The sequence below is a fragment of the Pseudorhodoplanes sinuspersici genome (genome assembly GCF_002119765.1).
In the GTDB taxonomy this organism is placed as follows: domain Bacteria; phylum Pseudomonadota; class Alphaproteobacteria; order Rhizobiales; family Xanthobacteraceae; genus Pseudorhodoplanes; species Pseudorhodoplanes sinuspersici.
The window spans coordinates 1,027,031-1,050,424 of sequence record NZ_CP021112.1 but is presented as its reverse complement, the minus strand read 5'-3'; the positions used below and the strand labels follow the sequence as shown (position 1 = coordinate 1,050,424).

The following is a 23,394-nucleotide window of genomic DNA, read 5'->3' as shown; positions in this document are numbered from 1 at the left end:
TTGCGGTGCGTTAAAGGTGATGAATTGCCTTTGAGCGTGCTTGAGTTGCTATGTGGGATTTGCAGGACCTTTTCAGGCGGCATCATCGGGACCTTGTCCGGTTCTTGCGGCGGCGCGTGTCTTCGCCGGAAGTCGCTGCAGATCTGACTCAAGAGTTGTTTCTTCGTCTTCTGACTGCAACGCCAGCGGCACCTGTTCTCGACAGTCGGGGATATCTCTTTCGAGCAGCCGGAAATCTGGCCATCAATCACAACCGCCGGGAGCGGTTGGTCAAGTTTGACGACCCCGCTTGCCTGGATGCAATTGCAGATGATGCGCCCTGTGCTGAACGGCTGCTGTTGTCTCGGCAGGAACTGGCTATTGTTGCGAAGACTTTAACGGAATTTCCGCCGCTCCATCGTGAGATATTCATGCTGTCGCGGGTCGACGGCCTCAGTTTCAGTCAGATCGGCGTAAAACTCGGTGTTCCTCGCCAGCGCGCATTCGACCACTTGGTCCGTATCGTTACCCGGCTCCAAATCCGTCTTGGCGAATTTTCTCGCTGATCGAGCGGACAAAGCGCAATCCAGTTTGTCTTACCTCTAGGAAGAAACTGGCCGGTTGTGTAGTCCGGGTCCGGGGGATTGCCGTGGAACGTTCAAAAGGCTGGGATGCGAGCGGTGATCCAGATGGCCCGCGGATTCTCGAAGAAGCAGCGCAGCATCTTGTCCGCTCGCTGAACCGGTCTCCCTCCCCTGAGGAGCAGCGTGAGTTCAAAGACTGGCTCGAGCAAGATTATCGGCATGAGCTGGCTTGGGCGGAGGTGCAGCGGTTATGGCAGGGTTCGGGCGATCTGCCGGAAGCAAAGGCCCGCGCAGCCACCAAGAAGGCGGTCAGCCGGCGCGATATTGGCAAGGCCCTCATATTCCTGACCGCCGGTGGCGGAGCTGCTGCCTGGTATCTCAGCGATCATCCGTTCGCCGACTACCGAACCGGCACCGGCGAGCGCAAGCGCGTTACTCTACCCGATGGCACGCGCATCGATATTGCCGCCCAATCACGTCTTTCCCTCGACTATACGGAAAGCGAACGCCGTCTGACACTGGAGGAAGGGGAGGCCTTTTTTCAGGTTGCCAAGGATGCAAGGCCATTTGTCGTTGGTGTCGGCCGTGGGACGGTCACGGCTCTTGGTACCGCATTCGGCGTGACCTACAGAGATGGCGAAGCCGCCGTGGCGGTGACTGAGCACGCAACACGGGTTGCTGTAGGAGGAGACGTCGAGCGGATCTCCGCGGGGTTTCGCCTGCACTACCGCGATACGGCCCTTGGTCGGCCAGAAAGATTCGATCCGGAAACTGAATTTGGCTGGCGTGAGGGACGGCTGATTTTCACCAATGAGCCCCTTGGCGCCGTCGTAAGCTCTCTGAATCGGTGGCGGCGTGGGACAATCGTTATTATGACCAGCGCATTGGCTGCGCAAAGGATCACGCTGATTGTCGATATCCAGCGCTCGGATGAAATACTCGATCAATTGACGCTGGTGGTTCCGTTGCGTGTCGTTTCGATTACACCGCTTCTCACGTTTCTGCTGCCAAAATAATTGCACCCCGATCCGGACAAATGAGTTTCCCGATTGTCGAACCCGACAGGGGGGCCACGGCGCCCGTGGCTTTGGTTGGGGGAATGCATGTTACGTTTGCGGATCGGGGCGATTAGCGTTCTAGTTTCAACAATTTCTATTCAGGCCTTGGCAATTTCGTCGGCTGCGCATGCTCAGGATGTAACGTCGGTGGCGTTGCGCACTGCAAGTCGCACGTTTGATTTTCAACTCGACCATCAGCCTCTGAAAAGTGCGCTCACGACGTTCTCCAAGATCACAGGCCTCGACGTCGTTGCCCATGGCACGGTGACACAGAAGCTTCGCGCGCCGGCTGTCTCCGGTCGCATGTCTGCAGCGCAGGCGCTTGACCTTCTTCTGTGGGGCACCGAAGTCGAATACCGCTTTACAAACGCAACAACTGTCATCCTGACGACTCCTGAGGCCATCCATGCGCATGCTCAGGCCATCGTGCTCGATACGATCACAGTCGCAGGCAATCGCAATCCAAACGCCGTGCTTGGCAACCTTCCGCCGCCCTATGCGGGAGGGCAGGTTGCATCTGGCGGGCAAGTCGGCTTGCTCGGCAATCTCAATGTGATGGACACGCCGTTCAACCAAACAAGTTATACCGCCCAGACCATCGAGGATCAGCAGGCCCGGACCATCGTTGATGTCGTTGCCAACGATCCGTCGGTGCGAACCTCCTGGCCGTCATCTGGCTATTCGGCGCCATTGATGATCCGCGGCTTCCAGGCGTCCAATCAGGATGTGGCATTCGCGGGATTGTATGGCGTTGCTCCAGCCTTCACCGTCGATGTCGGAATGGCGGAGCGAGTGGAGATCCTCAAGGGCCCGTCAGCATTGCTGAATGGCATGCAGCCGAACAACAGTATTGGCGGCAGTGTCAACATCGTGCCCAAACGGGCCACCGATGCGCCGATTACGCGCTTCACTCCGACCTATGTTTCGAACGGCCAGTTCGGTGGACATGTGGATATCGGCCGCAGATTTGGCGCGAGCAATGAATTTGGTGTGCGCTTCAACGGCTCTTATCAGGACGGCAAGACCGGCGTTGATTATCAATCCCGAGCTTTCGGGTCCGCGGTTCTTGGATTGGATTATAGCGGAGAGCGGCTGCGCCTGTCCGCCGATCTCGGATATCAGCAACAGAATTTCAATGCGCCGTCGCTGATCAGCTATTTGAATCCTGGTGTTCCTGTGCCGAAGGCGCCGGATGCATCGTCGAACTGGTTCTTTCCCTGGAGCTGGTCCGATATCAAGGATCAATTTTTTGCCACGCGCGCTGAATTCGACCTGACGCCTCAATGGACCTTGTTTGCTGCCGCGGGCGGCAAGATTACCGACTGGGAGCGGTTGACCTACTTTCCGACGATCACCAATGCAGCGGGCGATCTCACCGCGACGCCCGGACATCTGAAATATCGCTATAACACCGATACCCAAGAGCTGGGCATCCGTGGCCAAGTCGATACGGGGCCGGTGCATCACCAACTCACCGTCGGCGTCAATCGTTATTATCAAAAGACCGCAGGGGCGTCGGTCAGTGCCGGTGGCCCCATCGATTCGAATCTTTACCACCCTGCTTCGGTGGCCGCTCCCGAGATCAGCGGTCTCAGCCCGCCCAAGATAAGTGACAGTCTTCTCACCAGCCTGGCGGTCGGCGACGTGATGTCGATCCTCGACAAGAGAGTTCAGCTCATTGTCGGAGTGCGAAAGCAGAACATTGAGGCCGATAATTTCAGTGCTGCGACCGGAGCAATAACCGCCCGCTATGACCAAAGTGCCATCACGCCAGCGGTTGGCTTCGTCGTCAAACCATTCAGCAATGTTTCCATCTATGGCAACTATATCGAAGGACTTCAGCCGGGTGCGATCGTTGTCGAACCCTATGCCAATGCCGGGCAAGTTCTTCCGCCTTATGTGTCGAAGCAGCATGAAGCAGGCATCAAGATAGACTGGGGCGAGATCACCACGACGTTCAGTGCTTTCCAGATTACGCAGCCCAGTGCGAGCGCGCCCAGTCCAACCGGTGTGCTTTCGGCCGATGGCGAGCAGCGTAATCGCGGGCTCGAGTTCAATGTGTTCGGAAAGGTCAGCGATGATGTGCGGCTTCTGGGCGGTTTCAGTGTCATCCAGGCCACACTGATCAATACAGCCAATGGCGCCTTCGACGGCAACGAAGCGCCCGGCGTTCCGAAGTTGCAGATCAATCTTGGATCGGAATGGGATACGCCCTTCGTGCCGGGGCTCACCTTGACTGGCCGGGTCATTTATACCGGCGAGCAGATGGTCGACAGCGCCAATACGCAAAGCATCCCGAGCTGGACCCGACTCGATCTTGGTGCTCGCTACAAATTCGTCGTCAATGGTAAGCCAATTATCATTCGCGCCAACGTCGAGAACGTGTTCAACAGGAGCTACTGGTCATCGGCCGCCTATGCTTCAGGCTGGCTGGCGCCGGGTGCGCCGCGCACGTTCCTGCTCTCAACGACATTCACCTTCTGAGGATGTGAGGTGGCGGTGCGATTGCTCTTCTTGCAACTCCATCGTTGGGTCGGGCTTACGATCGCAGGCTTCCTGTTTGTGTCAGGAGCCACGGGGGCCATTATCTCGTGGGACCATGAACTCGACGACCTGCTCAATCGGCACCTCACGCATGTCGAAAGCCGTGGGGAGCCCATACCTTCGCTCGAACTTGCGCGCAGGATTGAGGCGAACGACTCGAGGATACGGGTCACCTATATGCGGCTCGTGGCGGAAACCGGGAAAGCGCTGGCCTTCGGTGTGCGGCCTGTCGTCGACCCGGCGACGGGTCGGCTTTTTGAACCGGGATACAATCAGGTCTTTGTCGATCCGATCAGCGGTGAGGTCATCGGTCAGCGCGAGTGGGGCGCGCCCTGGCCGGTGACACGGGAAAATTTCATCTCCTTCCTGTACGTGCTGCACTATTCGCTGCACATCCCTGAGATGTGGGGCATCGATCGTTGGGGGTTGTGGCTCTTGGGCGGTATCGCCGTTCTCTGGCTGCTGGATTGTTTCGTCGGCTTCTATCTCACGCTGCCATCCCGGCGCCCTCAGGACGGGAAGGTGCATCGGCCAGTCGCGAAGCGATCAATGCGCGGCTGGTGGACACGCTGGAAGCCTGCCTGGAAGATCAAGATGGGCGCAAGCTCCTATCGTCTAAACTTCGACATTCATCGCGCCTTCGGTCTGTGGACGTGGGCGATGATGTTCGTGTTGGCGTTCACGGCATTTTCGCTGAACCTCTATCGCGATGTCTTCTATCCGATAATGTCGACGGTTTCGAAGGTCACGCCCACACCATTCGATACGCGCACGCGAACGGATAAGCATCAGCCGATCACGCCTCAAATCGGTTACGCGGACATCATCGCGCGGGCGCGCGACGAAGCTCAACGCCGCGGCTGGGCGGAACCGGCTGGCGCAGCCTTCTACACGCCGAACTTCGGAATCTACGGCGTCCATTTCTTTCATGCCGGAGACGATCATGGCGCCGCCGGTGTCGGACCGGCAATTCTCTATTACGACGGCGCCGATGGGGGCTATCTCGGTGCGCGCGTGCCATGGACGGGGACGGCGGCTGACATCTTTCTCCAGGCGCAGTTTCCCGTGCATTCGGGCCGGATTCTGGGACTTCCGGGGCGTATTCTTGTGTCTTTGATGGGCCTTGTGATCATGGCGCTGTCGGTGACGGGTGTGGTGATCTGGTGGCGCAAGCGTGCTGCGCGGGTCTGGCGCAAATCGGCAAGGACAGACGACGTCGCCTTCGCTCTGCAAGGCGCTGAAAATGGTGCGGCAGACCGCCGGCCGGGATAAGCGACTCACCCAATCACGCCGCCGACCAAATCAGGTTTTGCGATCCATCAGCGTCAAGCCATCAAGGTCAATCTCCGGTGCGGCGCCACTCACGAGGTTTGCCACGATGCGGCCGCAGCCACAGGCTTGCGTCCAGCCATTCGATCCTTGGCCGAGATTCAGAAACAGATTTGGCAAGTGTGTCGCACCAAGATAGGGCGGACCGTCCGGTGTCATCGGACGCAGGCCCGACCAATAGGTCACGCGATCATAATCGCCGGCGTCGGGAAACAGCGCGGCGGCGGCAGCGCGCACACCCGATGCGCGGCGTGGATCCGTGTCGCGGTCATAGCCTCCGATTTCGGCGACACCGGCCGCGCGCAGCCGCGCGCCGAGCCGCGTGATCATCACCTTCGTATGTTCGTCCATGACCGACGAGCGCGGAGCGCTATCGTCGTTGTCAATCGCAAGCGTGATCGAATAGCCCTTCACCGGATAAACCGGAAGATCAATCCCCAGCGGATGCAGCAGCAGGGGCGCTTCGCTTCCGAGCGCGACAACATAACGATCAGCGCTCATGACGCCTTTGTCGGTCACGATGCCTGTGATGCGCCCGCCTTCGGCGGGTAATCCGCGAATGGTCGTGTCGAACTGGAAAGCCACGCCCTGCTCGCGCAGCAGATCGGCGAGCCGCGTCGTGAAAAGATGACAGTCGCCGGTCTCGTCGTCCGGCAGATGCAGGCCGCCGGCAATCGAGACCGTGGACCGCTTCAGCGCGGGTTCGATCGTCGTTGCGATTTCCGCATTTACGATCGTATGCCGGATGCCGAACGATTCCAGCACGTTCGATGAGTGCAAGGCCAAAGCGCATTCTGCTTCAGTGCGAAAGATCTGGAGTACGCCCGCCGATTGCTGGTCGTAGGCGATGCCGGTCTCTTCTCGCAGAGACGTAAGGCAAGCCTTGCTGTAATGCGCAATGCGCTGCATGCGTGCTTTATTGTCGACGAAGCGTTCGGGCGAACAATTGCGCAGGAAGGCCGCAAGCCAGCGCCATTGATGACTGTCCGGCCGTAGACGGAAGGATAAGGGCGCATGGCGCTCCAGCAGCCAGCGCGCCAGTTTCCATGGCATTCCGGGCGCCGCCCATGGCCCTGCAAAGCCAGGACAGACACCGCCCGCATTCGCGAAGCTCGTTTCCATCGCCGGGCCGGACTGACGGTCGACGATGACGACCTCATGTCCGGCCCGATTGAGATAATACGCGCAGGTGACGCCGATGACGCCGGCACCTAGAACCAGAACCTTCATCCCGTCCGCCCGTCATCCTGATAGAGCGAAACCGGCTGGTGTATTGGCACGCCTACTCAGCTTTGATGTTGGAGGCTTTGATGATCTGGTCGTATTTCGTCATCTCATCAGCGATGTATTTTGTGAAATATTCGGACGTCGAACCGATGGATTCAAAGCCCAGGACCGCAAGGCGTTCCTTGACATCCTGCTGCGAGACGACCTTCGCGACCTCGGCCTGAAGCTTGCTGACGACGGCGGCCGGCATGTCCTTCGGTCCCCACAGGCCGTACCACGACGCAAAGTCGAAGCCTTGCATGCCGGATTCCGCAAGGGTCGGAATTTCCGGCGCTACTGCGACACGCTTCGTGCTGGTGATGGCCAGCGCCTTGATACTGCCGGCCCTGGCCAGCGGCATCGATGACAGCATCGGATCAACCATGAGCTGGATCTGGCCGCTCATCAGATCGGTCAGCGCCGGTCCGGCGCCCTTGTAAGCGATCACCAGTGTGTTGACGCCGGCGTCACGCTTCAGCAGTTCGATCGCAAGGTGACCGGCCGAGCCGAAGCCCGACGTGGCGAAGGTGTATTTGTCCGGCTCCTTGCGCACCAGTTCAAATAATTCCTTGAGGTTGTTCGCCGGCACTTTGGGCGACGTGCTGACGACCAGCGGGCCGGCTGCGACCAGCGAGATCGGTGTGAAATCCTTCACCACGTCGTAGGGCACCTTCTTGTGCAGGAAGGGCGTGACCACATGGATCGATGCGGTCAGCAACAGCGTGTAGCCGTCGGGACTGGACTTCGCGACGGTGTTGGCACCGACGATGCCACCGGCGCCGCCGGCCCGATTCTCGACGATGACGGGCTGGCCGAGCGAGTTGTGCAAAGCCTGAGCCAAAATCCGCGCCACGCCATCGACCGAGCCGCCGGCTGGATAAGGCACGACCATCGTTATCGTGTGTGAGGGAAAGCTGGTCTGCGCGCGCACGCTGACCGATGACAGGCCGAGCACCGCCGCACCGAGCGCGGCGAACATAAACAAACGTCTCATGGAACGAACCTTTCTCGCAATGTTTCAGTACGTACCCGGATAGCTGCCGCCATCGATCAGGATGTTCTGACCTGTGACGAATCCTGCATGCGCCGAGCAGAGAAAGGCACAATAGGCGCCAAGCTCCTCGGGGCGTCCGTAGCGCTTCGCCGGATTTGCGGCTGCGCGTTCACGCCAAATTTCGTCGAACGACTTTCCGCCGGCTTCCAGCATGCCTTCGATGTGACGATATTGCGCGTCGCTGTCGAAGATGCCGGGCAGGATATTGTTGATGGTCACGTTGTGCGCGACCGTCTGGCGCGCTAATCCTGCGACGAAGCCGACAAGTCCTGAGCGTGCGCCGTTCGACAGGCCGAGCTCAAGCTGCGGAATTTTCACGCTGCGCGAGACGATATTGATGATGCGGCCGAAGCCGCGCTCCATCATGCCATCGACCGTTCGCCGCATCATGTCGATCGGCCCGAGCATCATCGCATCGATCGCGCCGAGCCAGTCCTCGCGTGTCCAAGCGCGGAAATCGCCCGGTACCGGGCCGTCGGCGTTGTTGAGAAGAATGTCAGGAGCGGGACACGCCTTCAGCGCTTCCGCGCGTCCCTGCTCTGACGTCATGTCCGCCGCGATCCAGCTCACATCCGCTTTAGAGATCGCGCGAATCTCGGCGCGGGTGCGTTCCAGCACCTCGGGTGTGCGGGCGACGATGGTGACATCGACGCCCTCGCGGGCAAGTGCGAGTGCGCAGGCCTTGCCCAAACCACGGCTTGCACCGATGAGCAGAGCCTTGCGGCCACTGATGCCGAGATCCATCGCCGATCAAGCTGCAACAGCGGAGAGTGGTTTGATGCGATAGCCGTATTTCTTGTCGAGACCCAGTTCCTGGATGACCCGGATGCCTTTGGCGAGTGCTTCGCCTTCCAGCCCGGTGAGTGGTTTACGCAAATCGCCGGACGGCATGCCGAGCGCCTTCATCAGCGATTTCACCGCGACCGGATTGATTGCCGAATAGGTGTAATGCAGGAGCGGAAGCAAGCCGAGATAAGCATTCCGGAAGCCCTCGGCTTCGGCATAGCTGGTCCAGGGCTTGGAGATGGTGGCGAGTTCGGCCGGTGCGAGATTGCCGGTCATGTTGGCGGTGCCATGACCGCCGAGGCTCATGGTCGGAACCACGAGGCCGAGATTGGGGCTGTCGCAGCACATCACCGCAACGCCAGTCTTTGCGGCGAGAACCTGCGCCACCTGACCGACGCGGCCGGTCGATTCCTTGTGCACCACATAATTGGGATGCTGAAAAATGCGGATCAGTTGATCCCAATGCAGATCGCTCTTCACCCGCGGCGGGTTGTTGTAGATGCCAAGCGGCAGATCGGTGGCGTCGGCGACTTCGAGGAAGAAGCTTTCGATGTCCGCCTCCGGCGCGCAGATATAAGCCGGCGCGGCCAAAATGGCGCCGTCCGCGCCGTTGTCTTTGGCAAATCTCACATTGGCGATCGTCTGGCTGGTGTTATTGCCGGTGCAGCCGAAGAAAATCGGCATGCGGGCCGTCTTCATCTTCGCTACCTCGACGATGATGCGGTTCTTCTCATCCTGCGACAGCATCGAGCTTTCGCCAGTCGATCCCATGATGAGAATGGCGCTGGTGCCGTTATTCTCGTGGAAGGTAAGCAGTTCCTTGAAGGCTGCAAAATCGACCGTACCATCCTTATTGAACGGTGTGATCAGCGCGACGAATGATCCGGTCATCAATGTCTTGGTTTTCATCAAGGGTGCTCCATCTCCAGGGGTTCACGCATGCGTACGATCGTTATTCACCGGCATCGCCGCCCGCACAACCGGCGGTATAAAAACTTGTACGGCCGGTAGAGCGGCCTGCCAACGTTCGGCTTCGACAAGCGCTGTCAGTGCGCTTGGTCCCTGCGCCAGCCGGGACGTTCCGACATCCCGCGTCAACACATTGGGATTGCCGTGGCGCTCCGGCCGGCCGCTTGCGCCGTCCGGATCGAACCATGCGCCCGTCGCCATCAACAACACCCCAGGCATCACGTTGTCGTCGATCACCGCCGCAGCGAGGCAAGCGCCGCGATCGTTAAACAAGCGGATCACGTCGCCGCTCGCGATACCGCGCGCTTTTGCATCGGCCGGATTGATGCGAACAGGCTCGCGCTCATGGACCTTCTCGCCGCGCGAGATCGAGGCCGGGTCCATCTGGCTGTGCAGCCGTCCGGCCGGCTGGTGAGTGAGCAAATGGAGGGGCCACCGCCGCGCGAGCTCGCCGCCGAGCCATTCTTCCGGCGGCAGCCAGGCTGGATGCGGCGGACAATCGTCATAACCGAAGCCGGCGATGGTGTCGGAGGTCAGCTCAATCTTGCCAGACGGAGTATTCAGGGAGTTGCGTTCCGGATCGCGGCGGAAAGCATCGAACAGCACGAAATCGTTCTCCGGTGGCGGCAAGACAGCGAAGCCGGCGTCCCAGAAATCCTCGAAATCGGGCAAAGTCACCGACTGCCTGGCCGCGCTCGCCCGGAAGTCATCATAGATCAGGCGGCACCATCCCATCTCATCCCGGCCTTCCGTGAAGGTCTGCTCGTAACCGAGCCGGGCGGCGAGCTGACGGAAAATCTCATAATCGCTTTGCGCCTCTCCGACAGGCGGGATTGCTTGACGCATGGCAAGGATGAAGGGATCGCGTGACGAGCCGCCAACATCGTTGCGTTCCAGCGATGTCGTCGCGGGCAGCACAATATCGGCATGCCGTGCTGTCGGCGTCCACCAGCTATCATGTACGACGATGGTCTGCGGCTTCTGCCAGGCGCGCCGCAGTCGATTGAGATCCTGATGGTGATGGAACGGATTGCCGCCAGCCCAATAGATCATCCGGATGTCTGGATAAGTCTCGCGACGGCCGTTGAAGTCATACGTTTCGCCGGGCGACAGCAACATGTCGGTGACACGCGCAGCCGGGATGCCGATCTTGGCTGGATTCTTCGGCGACGGCAGTTCCGGCCCCGGCAGCGGCAGCCGGGGCACACCGACGCCGTTCAGCGAGCCATGACCGAAAGCGAAGCCCCGGCCGGGCAGGCCGATGCCGCCGAGCATTGCTGCGAGCGCGATCAGCGCCCAATAGGGCTGTTCGCCATGTCGCGCACGCTGGAGCGACCAGGTGCAAGTCAGGAGGCTATTGGTAGACGCGGCGGAACGCGCCAGCTCGCGAATGCGGCTCGCGTCGATGCCGCAGATCGCTGCAGCCCAGTCCGCATCCTTCGGCGTGCCGTCGCTCTCACCCAGCACGTAGGACCTGAAGCGGTCGGCGCCAACGCAGTGGCGAGCGAGGAATTCTGTGTCGTCGAGTCCCTCGGTGAACAATGTATGCGCCATCGCCAGCATCAGGGCGGTGTCAGTATTGGGCCGGATCGGAAGCCATTCCGCGTCGAGGAAATCCGGCGCATCGGATTTCGTCGGGCTGATCATCACGAATTTGATGCCGGCGGCCTTTGCCCGGTGGAGCCAGCCTCTGAGGAAATGTCCGCCGGCGCCACCCGACGTCACCTGCGCGTTTGACAAGCGCAGCCCACCGAAGGCGATGATGAGCTTGGTATGCTTGACCACTGACACCCAGTCGGTGACGCGTCCGGTGACCGGCTGATAGGTGCCGATCACATGCGGCAACAGAATTTGCGCTGCGCCCCAACTGTAATTGCCGAACTGATCGACACAGCCGCCGCCTTGAAACAGGAAGCGCCGCACCAACGAGCGCGCGTGATGCAATCGCCCCGCCGAGGACCAGCCATAGGAGCCGCCGAAGATCGCGGTATCGCCATAAGCGCCGCGGACCCGCTGGATCTCCGACGTCACGAGGTCCAGCGCTTCCTCCCATTCGATCTCGCGGAAACTGTCATGGCCGGTGCGTGGTGCGCCGTCACTCCAGCCGTCGCGGATCGCCGGCTTGCGGATCCGCAGGGGCGAGTGGACCATCTCCGGGATGGCATCGAGCATCGGCGACGGTGCTTCGTCCTGCGCAAAGGGCTCGCAGGCGACAACCCGGCCGTTCTCAACGATCGCAGTGAATGCGCCCCAATGAGCCAGCGATGGGACGCGTGCGATGGTCATCGGATGCAAGTCCCGCGGGGCTTCAGGATGTGTGACAACCGATCAGACACGAACGCTAACCTCTCATGCCGCGTGGCGCGTGCGTGGTTCGTCGAGCGCGAAAGCGACTGCGGCATCAGCATGCAGCAGCGTGGAATCGAATGTCGGCAGATTGAGGTCGTTTGGACCGATCAGGAGCCCGATCTCTGTACATCCCAGAATGACGCTGTCGGCGCCGGCCGCGTGGGCTCGCGCGACCACGTCAAGGTAACGCTGCCGCGACTCGTTCCGCACCACGCCGCAACATAGCTCGCTGAAGATAATGTCGTGAACCGTGGTACGGTCTTCGGCGTCGGGGACCATGGGCGATAATCTATGCTTGTCGCGCAATTGCGCGAGATAGAAATCCTGCTCCATTGTATAGCGTGTTGCCAGCAGCAGCGGCGTGCGGACGCCTGCGGCCTTCAACGCCTGTCCGGTCACGTCGGTGATGTGCAGCAGCGGGATGGAAATCCTCTCCTGAACCATATCCGCGAGTTTGTGCATGGTGTTGGTGCAGATCACGATACAGTCGGCGCCCGCCTGCTCCAGATCCTTGGCCAGGCGCGCCAGGATTGCGCCAGCCTGATCCCAGGCGTTGCTTTGTTGCAATGCGACAATCGTATCGAAATTCACCGAGCGCATCAGCACCTCGGCGGAGTGCAGGCCGCCAAACCGGTCCCGGATATTTTCATTGATCCGCCGATAATAAACCGCGGTGCTTTCCCAGCTCATGCCGCCCAAGAGTCCAATGGTTTTCATGGTGTTGCGCTCGCTTTCGCCAGAAATCAGCCAGCGAAAGACTAGCAACACGGCCAGGAAAAATGATCATCTCCTTTTTGCTTATACTACGGAATAAGAGCAAAAAAATTGCTGATTATGATCCTATATTGAAAATTATTACTGCATCATGGCATAATGGAGAAAATGAAGGCCATAAGGGTGTCCCCATGGACGAGATCGACAAGCGTATTCTCGATATTTTGCAAAAGGACGCAGCCGTATCGGTCACCGCGATCGCGGACAAGGTCGGGCTCAGCACCGCGCCGTGCTGGCGCCGGATCAAGCGGTTTGAAGACGATGGCGTGATCCTGCGCCGTGTCGCCTTGCTCGACCGCCGCAAAGTGAACCTGCCGATGACCGTCTTCGTCTCGGTGAAAGCGCCGCGGCACGCCGCCGAATGGCTTCAGACCTTTCGCGAGATGATTATCGACATCCCCGAGATCGTCGAAGCATGGCGGCTGACCGGCGAGGCGGACTACCTGCTGCGCATCGTTGTTCCAGACGTGGAGACATATGATGCGGTTTATCAGCGCATGATCCGCCGCGTGGAATTCTTCGACATCAGTTCTGCCATCGCGATGGAAGAGATGAAATTCACGACTGCGGTTCCGACGAGCTATATCAAGATATCATAGCCTTTCGGGAGGCCACGATGTCGTAAGATCGAGAAGAACGCGGCGCATTGGCTATCAGATCATTGAGCGTACGGCGATCTCGGTCGAAGCGCGCGCCCCTCATAAACTCAAATTTGTGCGGTCGCGAAGATCGCGCCGATTGACAGGATGTGTGGCTTGGCCGCGCCGTGATCTGATTGATGGGTGTCTGAAATACCGCGTCCGACCGGCTTAACGCAAAAGGCAGGGCTTTTCTAATCAGCTTTCATTGTATTATAGTCCATAGAAATCGCCTCTGAATTCATGCCCGTGGTGCCTTGACGCAAGGGTGAATGAAGAGATGAAGACAGCGATCGTAATGATCTTGGTAGCGGTCGGCTCGGTGGTCTTCCACCTGCTGAGCCCCTGGTGGTGGACGCCTATCGCCTCGAATTGGCGTTTTATCGACGATACGATCATCATCACATTCTGGATCACCGGTGGCGTGTTCTGCGCCGTCGTTTTGTTTATGGCGTACTGCGTCCTGCGCTTTCGCCACAAGCCCGGGCGGCAAGCAGCTTATCAGCCGGAGAGCAAGAGGCTCGAATGGTGGTTGAGCGTGGGCACCGGCGTCGGCGTGGCGGCCATGCTCGCTCCGGGTCTGGTCGTCTGGCATCAGTTCATCACGGTGCCGGACGGAGCGACCGAGATCGAGGTTTTGGGTCAGCAATGGCAGTGGGGCTACCGTCTTCCCGGCAAGGATGGTCGGCTGGGCACGTCCGATATTCGCTATGTCAGTGCTGACAACCCTTTGGGTTTGAATCCGAACGATCCTCATGGACAAGACGATCTTGTGATCGTTGGCGACGACCTTCATTTGCAGATTGGCAAGCCGGTCAAGGTTCTGCTTCGCTCAACCGATGTCGTGCACAATTTCTATGTTCCCGAGTTCCGGGCGAAGATGGATTTCGTGCCCGGATCGGTCACCTATTTCTGGTTCACCCCGATCAGAACCGGCACCTTCGAAGTTCTCTGTGCGGAGCTATGTGGCGTTGGGCACGCGCAGATGCGCGGGAAGGTGATCGTCGAGGACGAGGGTGACTATCACGATTGGCTGCAACAACAGAAAACATTCGCTGAACTGTCGGGGCGATCGAAAACGGCAAGGACGGCGAACCAATTAGGGAGTGAATGAAGCAGACACGGCATCCGGCAAAAGCAACGGCATGATGCAAGCCAAAACGCGCCGCGTCTGAGAGGAAACGAACAACGAGGGCATTTCGATGGTTGATGTCCCGCTTGGCGGAACGACCGGCGTTGCACCGGCTGAAGTCCCGGACGTCGAGCTCTATCATCCCAAGAGCTGGCTGACGAAGTATGTCTTCTCGCAGGATGCCAAGATCATCGCCATCCAATATTCCGTCACGGCTCTTGCCATTGGCTTCGTCGCCCTGGTGTTGTCATGGCTGATGCGGCTGCAATTGGGATTTCCGGGCCGGTTTTCGTTTATCGATCCTGAGCAATATCTGCAGTTCATCACCATGCACGGCATGATCATGGTGATCTATCTGCTCACCGCATTATTCCTCGGTGGCTTTGGCAATTACCTCATCCCGCTGATGCTGGGTGCGAGGGACATGGTGTTCCCTTATGTGAACATGCTGAGCTACTGGATCTATTTGCTTGCCGTCATTGTGCTGTTGGCAACCTTTTTTGTGCCGGGCGGTCCCACCGGCGCAGGCTGGACGCTATACCCGCCGCAGGCCATTCTCACCGGAACGCCGGGAGGGCAGGATTGGGGCATCATCCTGATGCTCACGTCACTGATCCTGTTCATCATCGGATTCACGATGGGCGGGCTGAACTATGTGGTGACGGTGCTGCAGGGGCGCGCCCGCGGCATGACATTGATGCGAATGCCGTTGACGATCTGGGGGATTTTCACCGCCACGATTCTGGCGCTCCTCGCATTCCCGGCCTTGTTCGTCGCCAGCGTGATGCTGCTGTTCGATCGGCTCCTCGGAACCAGCTTCTTCATGCCGGCCCTCATTTCGATGGGCGAACAGCTGAGCTATCGCGGAGGCAGCCCGATTCTATTCCAGCATCTGTTCTGGTTTTTTGGTCATCCCGAAGTTTACATCGTCGCCTTGCCGGCCTTCGGTATTGTTTCAGATCTGATCAGCACGCATGCGAGAAAGAATATCTTCGGCTATCGTATGATGGTGTGGGCGATCGTGGCGATCGCGGCACTCAGTTTCATCGTCTGGGCGCACCATATGTATGTGAGCGGCATGAATCCGTATTTCGGATTTTTCTTCGCCACGACGACACTGATCATCGCCATACCGACGGCCCTCAAAGTGTATAATTGGGTTCTGACCCTGTGGCGTGGTGACATCCATCTCACCCCGCCGATGCTGTTTGCGCTGGGCTTCATCGTCACGTTCGTGAATGGCGGCCTTACGGGCTTGTTCCTCGGCAATGTGGTCGTCGACGTTCCATTGTCCGACACGATGTTCGTCGTCGCCCATTTCCACATGGTGATGGGCGTGGCTCCGATCCTCGTCATCTTCGGAGCGATCTATCATTGGTACCCGAAGGTGACCGGGCGCATGCTCAATGACGGATTGGCCAAGTTCCACTTCTGGGTCACGTTCCTCGGTGCTTATGCGATCTTCTTCCCGATGCACTATCTCGGCCTGCTCGGTATGCCGCGTCGCTACCACGACATTGGCGAAACCAACTTCATTCCGGCATCGGCGCACGATCTGAACGCGTTCATCAGTATTGTCGCATTGATCGTTGGCTTTGCTCAGATGGTTTTTGTGTTCAATCTGGTCTGGAGCCTTTTCCGCGGCAAGGAGGCCGGCCCCAATCCCTGGCATGCCACGACACTGGAATGGCAAACGCCGGAGACGCCGCCGGCCCATGGCAATTGGGGCAAAGAACTTCCTGTCGTTTATCGCTGGGCCTATGACTATAGCGTACCCGGATCCGATCGGGACTTCGTACCGCAGAATCAACCCGGGATCAGGCAAACCGCTTGAGGAGGAGGCGCTGTGGGCGTCATCATTCTGTTTCTGGCGGTGCTCGGTGTGTTTGCGGCATGGTGGTTGTCGCATCAAAGGCTGATGGCCAAGCCCTGGCTGGAAGCCGGACCTGTGGGCGAGGTCTCCGGTGCGGGCTCATCACAAATTTCGCCCGCCAAAGTCGGGTTGGGTTTCTTCATCGTTGTTGCCGGCGCTTTGTTTACGCTGTTCCTGAGCGCGTATTTCATGCGCATGCAAATGGGGGATTGGCGGCCGCTGCCGGTGCCGGCGCTGCTGTGGTTCAACACATTCGTGCTGATCCTGAGCAGCATCGCCCTGCAATGGGCGCGGGTGGCCGCGAACCGGGATGAGATGGATGGTGTAACCTTTGGCCTGCTTGGCGCCGGTGTGACCTCGCTTGGTTTCCTTGGCGGGCAGATCATAGCCTGGCACCAGCTCGCGAGTGCCGGATACGGTCTGGCCTCAAACCCCGCCAATACCTTCTTCTATGTTCTCACTGCCGCGCATGGGCTTCATGTGCTCGGCGGCATCGTCGCCTTGGGTAGAACCGCGAACAAAGTCTGGCATAGCGAGCGGGCAAGCCAGGTGCGACTCAGCGTGGATCTGTGCGCGATCTATTGGCATTTCCTGCTGCTGGTATGGCTGATCCTGTTCGGATTGCTGCTGATGGAGCCGGGCGATTCATTTACCGAGTTTCTCGTGCGTTGCATCCAACTCATCCCGGGATCGAGGTAGCACGGTCATGGCCGATCACGCGTTGACGCATACGCAGGATGTGATGGTGGAGGCGGGCCGGACCCTTGAGCCGCCGTCAGGCTGGCAAGGCATTGTTTCGGACTGGTCTTCGGATCAGCGTGCGTTCAAGAATGTGTCCTGGGGGAAGGCCATGATGTGGATCTTTCTCCTGAGCGATACTTTCATCTTCAGTTGTTTCCTGCTCTCGTACATGACGACGCGCATGTCGACCACCGTTCCATGGCCGAATGCGAGTGAAGTCTTCGCCCTGACGATAGCCGGTCATTCAATTCCGCTCATCCTCATTGCGATCATGACGTTTGTTCTGATCAGCAGCAGCGGGACGATGGCGATGGCAGTCAATTTCGGCTATCGCCGCGATCGTACCAAAACCGCGGTCTTCATGCTGCTGACGGCAGCATTAGGAGCCGCATTCGTTGGAATGCAGGCATTTGAATGGACCAAGTTGATCCATGAAGGCGTCAGGCCGTGGGAAAACCCATGGGGCGCGGCTCAGTTCGGATCCAACTTCTTCATGATCACGGGCTTTCACGGCACGCACGTGACGTTCGGTGTGATTTTCCTCGTTATCATCGCGCGCAAGGTCTGGCGGGGCGATTTCGACCATGAAAGGCGCGGCTTTTTCACGAGCAGGAAAGGGAACTACGAGATCGTCGAAATCATGGGGCTTTACTGGCATTTCGTCGATCTCGTCTGGGTGTTCATCTTTGCTTTCTTCTATCTGTGGTGAGGCGAACCATGGCACAGGCTGCAGCGCACGCCGAAGGACAACAGCACCCGATCAAGCTTTATCTTGTCGTGTGGGGGTGGCTGTTCATTCTGAGCATCGGCTCTTATCTCGTGGACTATTTTGCCCTTCAGGGATTTCTCAGATGGTCCCTGATCCTCACTTTCATGACCTTGAAGGCGGGCCTGATCGTCGCTGTCTTTATGCATATGGCCTGGGAGCGGCTGGCGCTTTCCTACGCCATCCTCGTTCCACCCGTTTTTGTTTTGGTGTTCGTGGCCATCATGGCGCTTGAATCTGATTACACTCATCTCATGCGTGTCGTCTTCTTTGGCGGAGGATGAGATGTCGCTCGATCGCGGTGCGCGTTTGATGTTGTCCGAGAACCGTTTCGCGTTTTGAGGCCTCATACTTTAAGGCCGCACCCGAATTCAGGATGCGGCCTTGTCAGAGAATGAGCGGCCCTTTGCAGGCAGCGGAGCGTTTTGTCAGTCTTTATCTTCGCGTGCCCATGGGAAGAGAACCGCCGGGAAATCGGCCGCGTAGCGATGTCCTTTCCGCGGTTGGTGCAGTGTCGGTCGTGGGCTGTCATCCGGCGCCACGACTTTGCGGTACAGATGCCAGCTCGCATGTCCGAGGATCGGCATAACAACCGCAAGTCCGACAAAGAATGGCAGCGCACCGATCACCAGCGCAACGGCGATGAAGAGCGCCCATGCCGCCATGACGACCGGATTGAGCAAAACCGCCTTGACTGACGTTTGAACGGCAACAACCGTGCCGACATCGCGATCCAGCAACAGCGGAAAGGAAACGACGCTGATCGAGAAGGCCAGAACGGCGAACAGGAAGCCGATGGCATTGCCGGCAATGATGAGAATCCAGCCCTCTCGCGTTGTGAAGATCTGATTGATGAATTGCCCGACGGCTTCCGGCACTCCATAGCCGAACAGCGACTGGTAAAGCGCTTGGGCGACCGCAAGCCAGGCGACAAACAGAATCACCAGCATCAGCGCGAGCGCAAAAATGGCATCAGCGGACGAGCTGCGAGCGACTTCAAACGCGTGTTTCCATGATGTGTCGAGGCCCTCTTCGCGGCGTCGGCTCAACTCGTAAAGTCCGATGGCCAGGAATGGGCCAAGCAACGCGAAGCCGGCCGCGAGAGGGAACAAGATCGGCATCATATCGTAGCCGAAGGACATACGGGCGAGAAGCAGCCCAACCACAGGATAGATCACGCTGAGCAGGATGACGTGAGTTGGCATCGCCCAGAAGTCGTCGACACCTTTGGTGATCGCGTCCTTTAAATCCGCAAATCCAATTTTGCGGACGACGAGATTCGCCGAGGCGCCGCTGGCGCCGTCGATGACGTGGAGAGTGGCCATGTCTATGCCTCCGTGAGCCGTTCAAGAACGATCGCGGGGCTCCGGGTGACGCTCGGCGTCATTTGCGGCGCGGGTCAAGCGGTAGCTGCGACCTGCATGTGGAAATATACGCCCGTCCGTCAAGATTGTCGCCCCTCTGATGGAGGGCATTTTAATGGCCTGCGGGAGGTGCTGGTATGTTCCTACGTGGGGTAGGTCCGCGAGGACAACGCACTTGCGAAAAGATCAGATGGCCCATCCACGGACAGCGTCGGCGGCCATTACGGGGGCCAAGTTTGCAGGGTCCGAGTTTGCTGACGGGGGCCTAAACGGCTAGCCTTATGCAGGAATTTGGGTGCCGGTTGAGCGCAAGTGGCAAACGCCTGACCGCGAGTTGGTGAGCCAGGACGCAACATCACGACGAGGCGCAGGGCGAAAAATCCCCGCCCTCGGCGGAGGTGAACATGGCGAGCGTCGCCGACTACATCACGCTGCTAAAGCCGCGAGTGATGTCGCTCGTCGTCTTCACCGCGTTTGTCGGCATGATGATGGCGCCTGACGGCATGCATCCGGTCACGGCGCTCACGGCTCTGCTTTGCATTGCGGTCGGTGCCGGCGCCGCCGGTGCTCTGAATATGTGGTACGACGCCGATATCGACGCCGCAATGGTTCGAACTGTGCGGCGGCCTGTGCCGGCCGGTAAGATCGCGCCCGCTGAAGCACTGGTCTTCGGCTTGGCGTTATCGGTCGGGTCTGTCGGTATGTTCGGCCTGATCGTAAACTGGCTCGCCGCGGCGCTGCTCGCCTTCACGATATTTTTCTATGTCGTCATCTACACGATGTGGCTTAAGCGCTCGACGCCACAGAGCATCGTGATCGGCGGCGCCGCCGGCGCCTTTCCTCCGATGATCGGCTGGGCGGCGGCAACTGGCGGCATTGGCCTTGAAGCCCTGATTCTTTTTCTGATCATTTTTTTCTGGACGCCACCGCATTTTTGGGCGCTGTCGCTCTACCGGATTGAGGATTTTGCGCGCGCTGGCGTGCCCGTATTGCCGGTTGTGAGCGGCGTGATTGAAACGCGGCGCCAGATATTCTTCTATACGCTAATTCTTGCGCCGATCGGGGTCATGCCATGGGTGCTTGGTCATGCCGGTCCGGTTTACGGCTTTGTTTCGCTGGCTGGCGGGGCACTCATGCTCGTGCTCACCCTTCGTGTCAAAGCGCTGACCGAGGGGGGCGCAGCCGAACAGGCGGCACGGCAATTATTTGCCTTCTCCATCCTTTATCTGTTTTTGCTTTTCGCTGTGCTGCTGATCGAAGGCAATCCGGCGCATCTTGGATTTCGTACAGTGCTGAATGTGCAAAAGGGGCAAGAATAGCTGTATTGAAAGATTCGAATCCGATAAAGTATGCAGGCTGTTGAATCGTGCTTGCAGACACGTTGGGGGTGCACGATGTTTTCTCGCAGCTCAATTTTGGTTGTCGGCTCGCTGGTCTGGACGGTGATCCTCAGCTCTCCGTCGCTGACGGCTGATCTCAAGACGCCTTTGCCGGTCAAGGCAATCCCGCAAGCAGTCGAAACTCCCTGGAAGGTCGATATCGTACCCTATTTCTGGATGCCGTCGCTGAACGGCACATCGACCATTAAAGGGCACTCGACCGATGTCGATGCCACCTTCTTCGGCGATATTATCCATCGAAAGATACCGAAGGAGCTGTTTGGGTTGATGACGGGCTTCGAGGCGCGCAACGATCGCTTCGCTGTTTTGGGTGACTTCGTCTACCTGCTGCTTGGTGCTTCAAAGGGTGGCGCACGCTCGATCACCTTTGGTCCGATCGCAACGCTGGGCGCGCAGGCCGAGCTGGATACGACCCTCAAGATGATCATTGCTGAGCTCGCTGCCGCGTATGAGGTCGCGCACTGGGGATCGCCCTTCGGCGGGATGGGTTCGAGCACCGCACTCGATATCTACGGCGGCGGACGCGTGTGGTGGCAGCAAGCCGAAGTGAGTTTGGGGCTGACCGCACAGCTCGCGCTTGTGCTGCCACGCCGGACTTTCACCATCAGCGGTGGCCGCGCTGTCGCTAAGTCTGGCGATGTCGCCTGGATCGATCCGATCGTAGGGCTTCGTCTGCGCCATCAGTTCTCGCCCGGTCACGAATTGACCCTCAGCGGTGACGTCGGCGGCTTCGACGTCGGCAGTCAGTTTTCATGGCAGGCGATTGGCGCCTACCGCTGGACCTTCGCCAAGACGCATAATGTCACCTGGTCGGGCTTGCTCGGATACCGCGCGCTCTATGTCGATTTCAGCAAGGGCAGTGGCGACACGCTTTACGAATACGACATGCTCCAGCACGGACCCATCATGGGTATCAGCGCGCGCTTTTGACGCGCGGGTTGGCTCCTACGACGTTTGCTATCGAAGACGAGGCGCCTGGGGCGGAATGTCCGGGCAGCCCGAAAGGACTTGGGGACCACCACCGGCGCCACAGGGACCTTTACGGCGTTTGGGTGCCCGGCAGAGCGTCATAGCGCTGCTTTCGACAACCTTCGTATTCAGGTCGATGTCATGAGTCGATTGGAGAGGGGCCTGGATGCTGTTGTTGCGACGGCCATACTGCCTGGAACATCGCAAACATGAACGCAGTGGTCAGACCGAACAGCAGCACGCCGGCGAGCGACTGAAGCACACCCATCATTTGCCAGTGCGATGGCAAGGCAATGTTGCCGGCTCCGAAGCCAGTCATCGCGCCGAGCGAATAGAGCATCGCGGACTTGGCGGTGGGAAGCGCACCGAGCCCAAGATAAGCGAGGGCCCATGCAACCGCCTCCAGGCCGTGCAAGACGACGATCAGCAAGACGGCCACAGTCATGAGCTCGGCAAACCGGATCATGAAACGGCGGCGAACCTTGATCTCCCGCAATAAGAACGTGAATGCGTCATAGATGAACGCAAGGCCGAAGACATGAATGATGACGTTCACCAGGATCAGCGGCAGGCTCCAAGCCCAGTCAGTGCCCCAGGGGGCAGCATCCAGAACGTCCATCTCGTGCAGCCTCCGCTATCTCGACATTGCCGATATGTTTTCCATGTGAGCGATGGGATTTGGGCGATGGTCCGTCATAGCCTGCCCCTCGCTCAGACGCTGCCTGATCATGCCCACGACAGTGGTGATGTCCTCGAAGGCGCGGTCGTGGGGATCATCGCCGATCGATTTCAGCTTGGTCAGATTAAAGACCATGATTCTATCACGCTCGAATTCACTGCGGTATGGCTCGATATTGGGATCAATTTCCCCGAGCCGTGGTACACCGCCCCAAATTATTTTCGATAAAGCCAGCGCCTTGTCATCCTGCGAGACAAATAGGGCGATTCGCGGTCTGGCGGCGCCCATGCGCTGGATTTGGGTTCGAAAGACGTCGACATCCACATCAGGGGCGACCAGCATCGCGTATTTGAGCTTGTCTGTATTGGTTCTCCCCTGCGCGGCTCGCATGGATCGCCCTCGCAACGCCTCCAGGGTCACCCAGTTGCCCATCGAATGAGCCAGAACCGAGATCTCCTTCACACTCGGATAGCTCGCCAGCATGGCGAGCAGGTCTTCGAGCGCATCCCGCGAGTAGGTGGCGCTGTCCCGGTCGTAGGTGTAGGCGCGAAGCCGGATTTCGCCGCGCGACGGCCAGGTGAACAGCACAGGGACGACCGGCGCTTTCGAATCATGCACGATTTGCGCAAACCGATACACCGCATCGTCGAAGCGGTTGTTAAAGCCATGCACGAAAACCATGACCTTGCTACGGCCGGTCTGCTTTGCAGTGTTTGCAATGGCGGCGGCGAAGTCCTTCTTGTCGATATAGTCCGCCGATACGGTCACGAAGTTCCGGCTTGGGTCGCCAGGAACGACAGCCGGCCATTGCACCTCTCCAATCTTGCGGTTGGCATCCGGAGGAATTGAAACGGTGACCGATGCATAGGAGATGCTTTCGGCCCGCTCACTGTTGAACATCTCGCCGGGATCGGACGGCGCGCGCTGGCGGGTCGTGGCGACCAGTACGGGCACGCGCGAGGTGCCTGGCGTTGCTTCCGCGACAGGGATCAGCACGCCCTGGAGCGGGCGCTCGGAGCAGGCGCCGCATAGAAAAGCCACGCCCAGGAGAGCCAAAGCAAGGTGATGTCGCGACAATTTGGTTCTCCACGCGTTACGCGTAACGCTCTCTCGAACGATGAAACGGCGGTATCCAATCAT

At 59.0% G+C, this 23,394-nt stretch carries 20 protein-coding genes and 1 pseudogene; 12 read left to right on the top strand and 9 right to left on the bottom strand.

What is annotated here, in order from left to right; translation table 11 throughout:
• Positions 1-50 precede the first annotated feature (50 nt).
• The 4 genes from CAK95_RS05230 (at position 51) to CAK95_RS05215 (ending at position 5,437) form a co-directional block, all read left to right on the top strand.
• Entirely contained in the window at positions 51-545 is a 495-nt protein-coding gene (locus CAK95_RS05230; RefSeq protein WP_086086974.1) for an RNA polymerase sigma factor, read from the top strand.
• A gap of 83 nt (positions 546-628) precedes the next feature.
• The gene (locus CAK95_RS05225; protein ID WP_086086973.1) at positions 629-1,579 is read left to right on the top strand and encodes a FecR family protein; all 951 of its coding nucleotides are present in this window, start codon (positions 629-631) and stop codon (positions 1,577-1,579) included.
• Between the two features lie 189 nt (positions 1,580-1,768).
• Positions 1,769-4,105 (top strand): TonB-dependent receptor, encoded by a 2,337-nt coding sequence (locus tag CAK95_RS05220; protein WP_245303635.1) that lies wholly within the window; start codon positions 1,769-1,771, stop codon positions 4,103-4,105.
• A 15-nt stretch (positions 4,106-4,120) separates the two neighbouring features.
• Positions 4,121-5,437: a PepSY-associated TM helix domain-containing protein gene (locus tag CAK95_RS05215; protein ID WP_086091198.1), complete on the top strand. Its 1,317-nt coding sequence runs from the start codon at positions 4,121-4,123 to the stop codon at positions 5,435-5,437.
• 30 nt (positions 5,438-5,467) lie between these two features.
• Here CAK95_RS05215 and CAK95_RS05210 read toward each other — a convergent pair whose 3' ends face one another.
• The 6 genes from CAK95_RS05210 to CAK95_RS05185 all read right to left on the bottom strand — a co-directional run bounded on the left by CAK95_RS05210 (position 5,468) and on the right by CAK95_RS05185 (position 12,635).
• Entirely contained in the window at positions 5,468-6,724 is a 1,257-nt protein-coding gene (locus CAK95_RS05210; RefSeq protein WP_086086972.1) for a D-amino acid dehydrogenase, read from the bottom strand.
• Between the two features lie 52 nt (positions 6,725-6,776).
• The gene (locus CAK95_RS05205; protein WP_086086971.1) at positions 6,777-7,754 is read right to left on the bottom strand and encodes a Bug family tripartite tricarboxylate transporter substrate binding protein; all 978 of its coding nucleotides are present in this window, start codon (positions 7,752-7,754) and stop codon (positions 6,777-6,779) included.
• Positions 7,755-7,778: 24 nt separating this feature from the next.
• Positions 7,779-8,558 carry an SDR family oxidoreductase gene (locus tag CAK95_RS05200; protein WP_086086970.1) on the bottom strand — a complete coding sequence of 260 codons (780 nt, stop codon included), beginning with the start codon at positions 8,556-8,558 and terminating at the stop codon, positions 7,779-7,781.
• A 6-nt stretch (positions 8,559-8,564) separates the two neighbouring features.
• Positions 8,565-9,509 carry a 4-hydroxy-tetrahydrodipicolinate synthase family protein gene (locus tag CAK95_RS05195; RefSeq protein ID WP_086086969.1) on the bottom strand — a complete coding sequence of 315 codons (945 nt, stop codon included), beginning with the start codon at positions 9,507-9,509 and terminating at the stop codon, positions 8,565-8,567.
• 24 nt (positions 9,510-9,533) lie between these two features.
• On the bottom strand, positions 9,534-11,855 hold the full coding sequence (locus CAK95_RS05190) for a molybdopterin guanine dinucleotide-containing S/N-oxide reductase (RefSeq protein WP_086086968.1): 2,322 nt from the start codon (positions 11,853-11,855) through the stop codon (positions 9,534-9,536).
• 63 nt (positions 11,856-11,918) lie between these two features.
• On the bottom strand, positions 11,919-12,635 hold the full coding sequence (locus CAK95_RS05185; RefSeq protein ID WP_086091197.1) for an aspartate/glutamate racemase family protein: 717 nt from the start codon (positions 12,633-12,635) through the stop codon (positions 11,919-11,921).
• A 188-nt stretch (positions 12,636-12,823) separates the two neighbouring features.
• Here CAK95_RS05185 and CAK95_RS05180 point away from each other — a divergent pair, with 188 nt between their 5' ends.
• The 6 genes from CAK95_RS05180 (at position 12,824) to CAK95_RS05155 (ending at position 18,126) form a co-directional block, all read left to right on the top strand.
• Complete coding sequence (locus CAK95_RS05180) at positions 12,824-13,291, top strand: Lrp/AsnC family transcriptional regulator (protein WP_086086967.1); 468 nt, start codon at positions 12,824-12,826, stop codon at positions 13,289-13,291.
• A 319-nt stretch (positions 13,292-13,610) separates the two neighbouring features.
• Complete coding sequence (locus tag CAK95_RS05175) at positions 13,611-14,444, top strand: cytochrome c oxidase subunit II (protein WP_086086966.1); 834 nt, start codon at positions 13,611-13,613, stop codon at positions 14,442-14,444.
• An 88-nt stretch (positions 14,445-14,532) separates the two neighbouring features.
• Entirely contained in the window at positions 14,533-16,296 is a 1,764-nt protein-coding gene (ctaD, locus tag CAK95_RS05170; protein ID WP_086086965.1) for a cytochrome c oxidase subunit I, read from the top strand.
• A 12-nt stretch (positions 16,297-16,308) separates the two neighbouring features.
• The gene (locus CAK95_RS05165) at positions 16,309-17,034 is read left to right on the top strand and encodes a cytochrome c oxidase subunit 3 (RefSeq protein WP_086086964.1); all 726 of its coding nucleotides are present in this window, start codon (positions 16,309-16,311) and stop codon (positions 17,032-17,034) included.
• 43 nt (positions 17,035-17,077) lie between these two features.
• Positions 17,078-17,785 carry a heme-copper oxidase subunit III family protein gene (locus tag CAK95_RS05160; RefSeq protein WP_086091196.1) on the top strand — a complete coding sequence of 236 codons (708 nt, stop codon included), beginning with the start codon at positions 17,078-17,080 and terminating at the stop codon, positions 17,783-17,785.
• An 8-nt stretch (positions 17,786-17,793) separates the two neighbouring features.
• Positions 17,794-18,126, top strand: coding sequence for a cytochrome C oxidase subunit IV family protein (locus tag CAK95_RS05155; protein WP_086086963.1), 333 nt, complete (start codon positions 17,794-17,796; stop codon positions 18,124-18,126).
• A gap of 144 nt (positions 18,127-18,270) precedes the next feature.
• Here CAK95_RS05155 and CAK95_RS05150 read toward each other — a convergent pair whose 3' ends face one another.
• The gene (locus tag CAK95_RS05150) at positions 18,271-19,167 is read right to left on the bottom strand and encodes a DUF2189 domain-containing protein (RefSeq protein WP_086086962.1); all 897 of its coding nucleotides are present in this window, start codon (positions 19,165-19,167) and stop codon (positions 18,271-18,273) included.
• 425 nt (positions 19,168-19,592) lie between these two features.
• Between CAK95_RS05150 and CAK95_RS05145 the strand changes: the two are divergent.
• Together CAK95_RS05145 and CAK95_RS05140 are read left to right on the top strand one after the other, a co-directional pair.
• Positions 19,593-20,525: pseudogene (locus CAK95_RS05145) on the top strand (heme o synthase); the annotation flags it as partial.
• Positions 20,526-20,600: 75 nt separating this feature from the next.
• A complete protein-coding gene (locus CAK95_RS05140) occupies positions 20,601-21,536 on the top strand; it encodes a hypothetical protein (RefSeq protein WP_086086960.1) in 936 nt (311 codons plus the stop codon).
• 178 nt (positions 21,537-21,714) lie between these two features.
• On the opposite strand, the gene CAK95_RS05135 is transcribed toward CAK95_RS05140, so the two are convergent.
• Together CAK95_RS05135 and CAK95_RS05130 are read right to left on the bottom strand one after the other, a co-directional pair.
• The gene (locus tag CAK95_RS05135; protein ID WP_086086959.1) at positions 21,715-22,194 is read right to left on the bottom strand and encodes a hypothetical protein; all 480 of its coding nucleotides are present in this window, start codon (positions 22,192-22,194) and stop codon (positions 21,715-21,717) included.
• Between the two features lie 15 nt (positions 22,195-22,209).
• Entirely contained in the window at positions 22,210-23,394 is a 1,185-nt protein-coding gene (locus CAK95_RS05130; protein ID WP_086086958.1) for an alpha/beta hydrolase, read from the bottom strand.

Coding starts and splice junctions, on each gene's coding strand:
- CAK95_RS05135 (WP_086086959.1), bottom strand. CDS start 22,194: ATGGACGTTCTGGATGCTGCCCCCTGGGGCACTGACTGGGCTTGGAGC.
- CAK95_RS05185 (WP_086091197.1), bottom strand. CDS start 12,635: ATGAAAACCATTGGACTCTTGGGCGGCATGAGCTGGGAAAGCACCGCG.
- CAK95_RS05150 (WP_086086962.1), bottom strand. CDS start 19,167: ATGGCCACTCTCCACGTCATCGACGGCGCCAGCGGCGCCTCGGCGAAT.
- CAK95_RS05190 (WP_086086968.1), bottom strand. CDS start 11,855: ATGACCATCGCACGCGTCCCATCGCTGGCTCATTGGGGCGCATTCACT.
- CAK95_RS05210 (WP_086086972.1), bottom strand. CDS start 6,724: ATGAAGGTTCTGGTTCTAGGTGCCGGCGTCATCGGCGTCACCTGCGCG.
- CAK95_RS05195 (WP_086086969.1), bottom strand. CDS start 9,509: ATGAAAACCAAGACATTGATGACCGGATCATTCGTCGCGCTGATCACA.
- CAK95_RS05175 (WP_086086966.1), top strand. CDS start 13,611: ATGAAGACAGCGATCGTAATGATCTTGGTAGCGGTCGGCTCGGTGGTC.
- CAK95_RS05230 (WP_086086974.1), top strand. CDS start 51: ATGTGGGATTTGCAGGACCTTTTCAGGCGGCATCATCGGGACCTTGTC.
- CAK95_RS05200 (WP_086086970.1), bottom strand. CDS start 8,558: ATGGATCTCGGCATCAGTGGCCGCAAGGCTCTGCTCATCGGTGCAAGC.
- CAK95_RS05160 (WP_086091196.1), top strand. CDS start 17,078: ATGGTGGAGGCGGGCCGGACCCTTGAGCCGCCGTCAGGCTGGCAAGGC.
- CAK95_RS05205 (WP_086086971.1), bottom strand. CDS start 7,754: ATGAGACGTTTGTTTATGTTCGCCGCGCTCGGTGCGGCGGTGCTCGGC.
- CAK95_RS05155 (WP_086086963.1), top strand. CDS start 17,794: ATGGCACAGGCTGCAGCGCACGCCGAAGGACAACAGCACCCGATCAAG.
- ctaD (WP_086086965.1), top strand. CDS start 14,533: ATGGTTGATGTCCCGCTTGGCGGAACGACCGGCGTTGCACCGGCTGAA.
- CAK95_RS05130 (WP_086086958.1), bottom strand. CDS start 23,394: ATGATTGGATACCGCCGTTTCATCGTTCGAGAGAGCGTTACGCGTAAC.
- CAK95_RS05180 (WP_086086967.1), top strand. CDS start 12,824: ATGGACGAGATCGACAAGCGTATTCTCGATATTTTGCAAAAGGACGCA.
- CAK95_RS05140 (WP_086086960.1), top strand. CDS start 20,601: ATGTTTTCTCGCAGCTCAATTTTGGTTGTCGGCTCGCTGGTCTGGACG.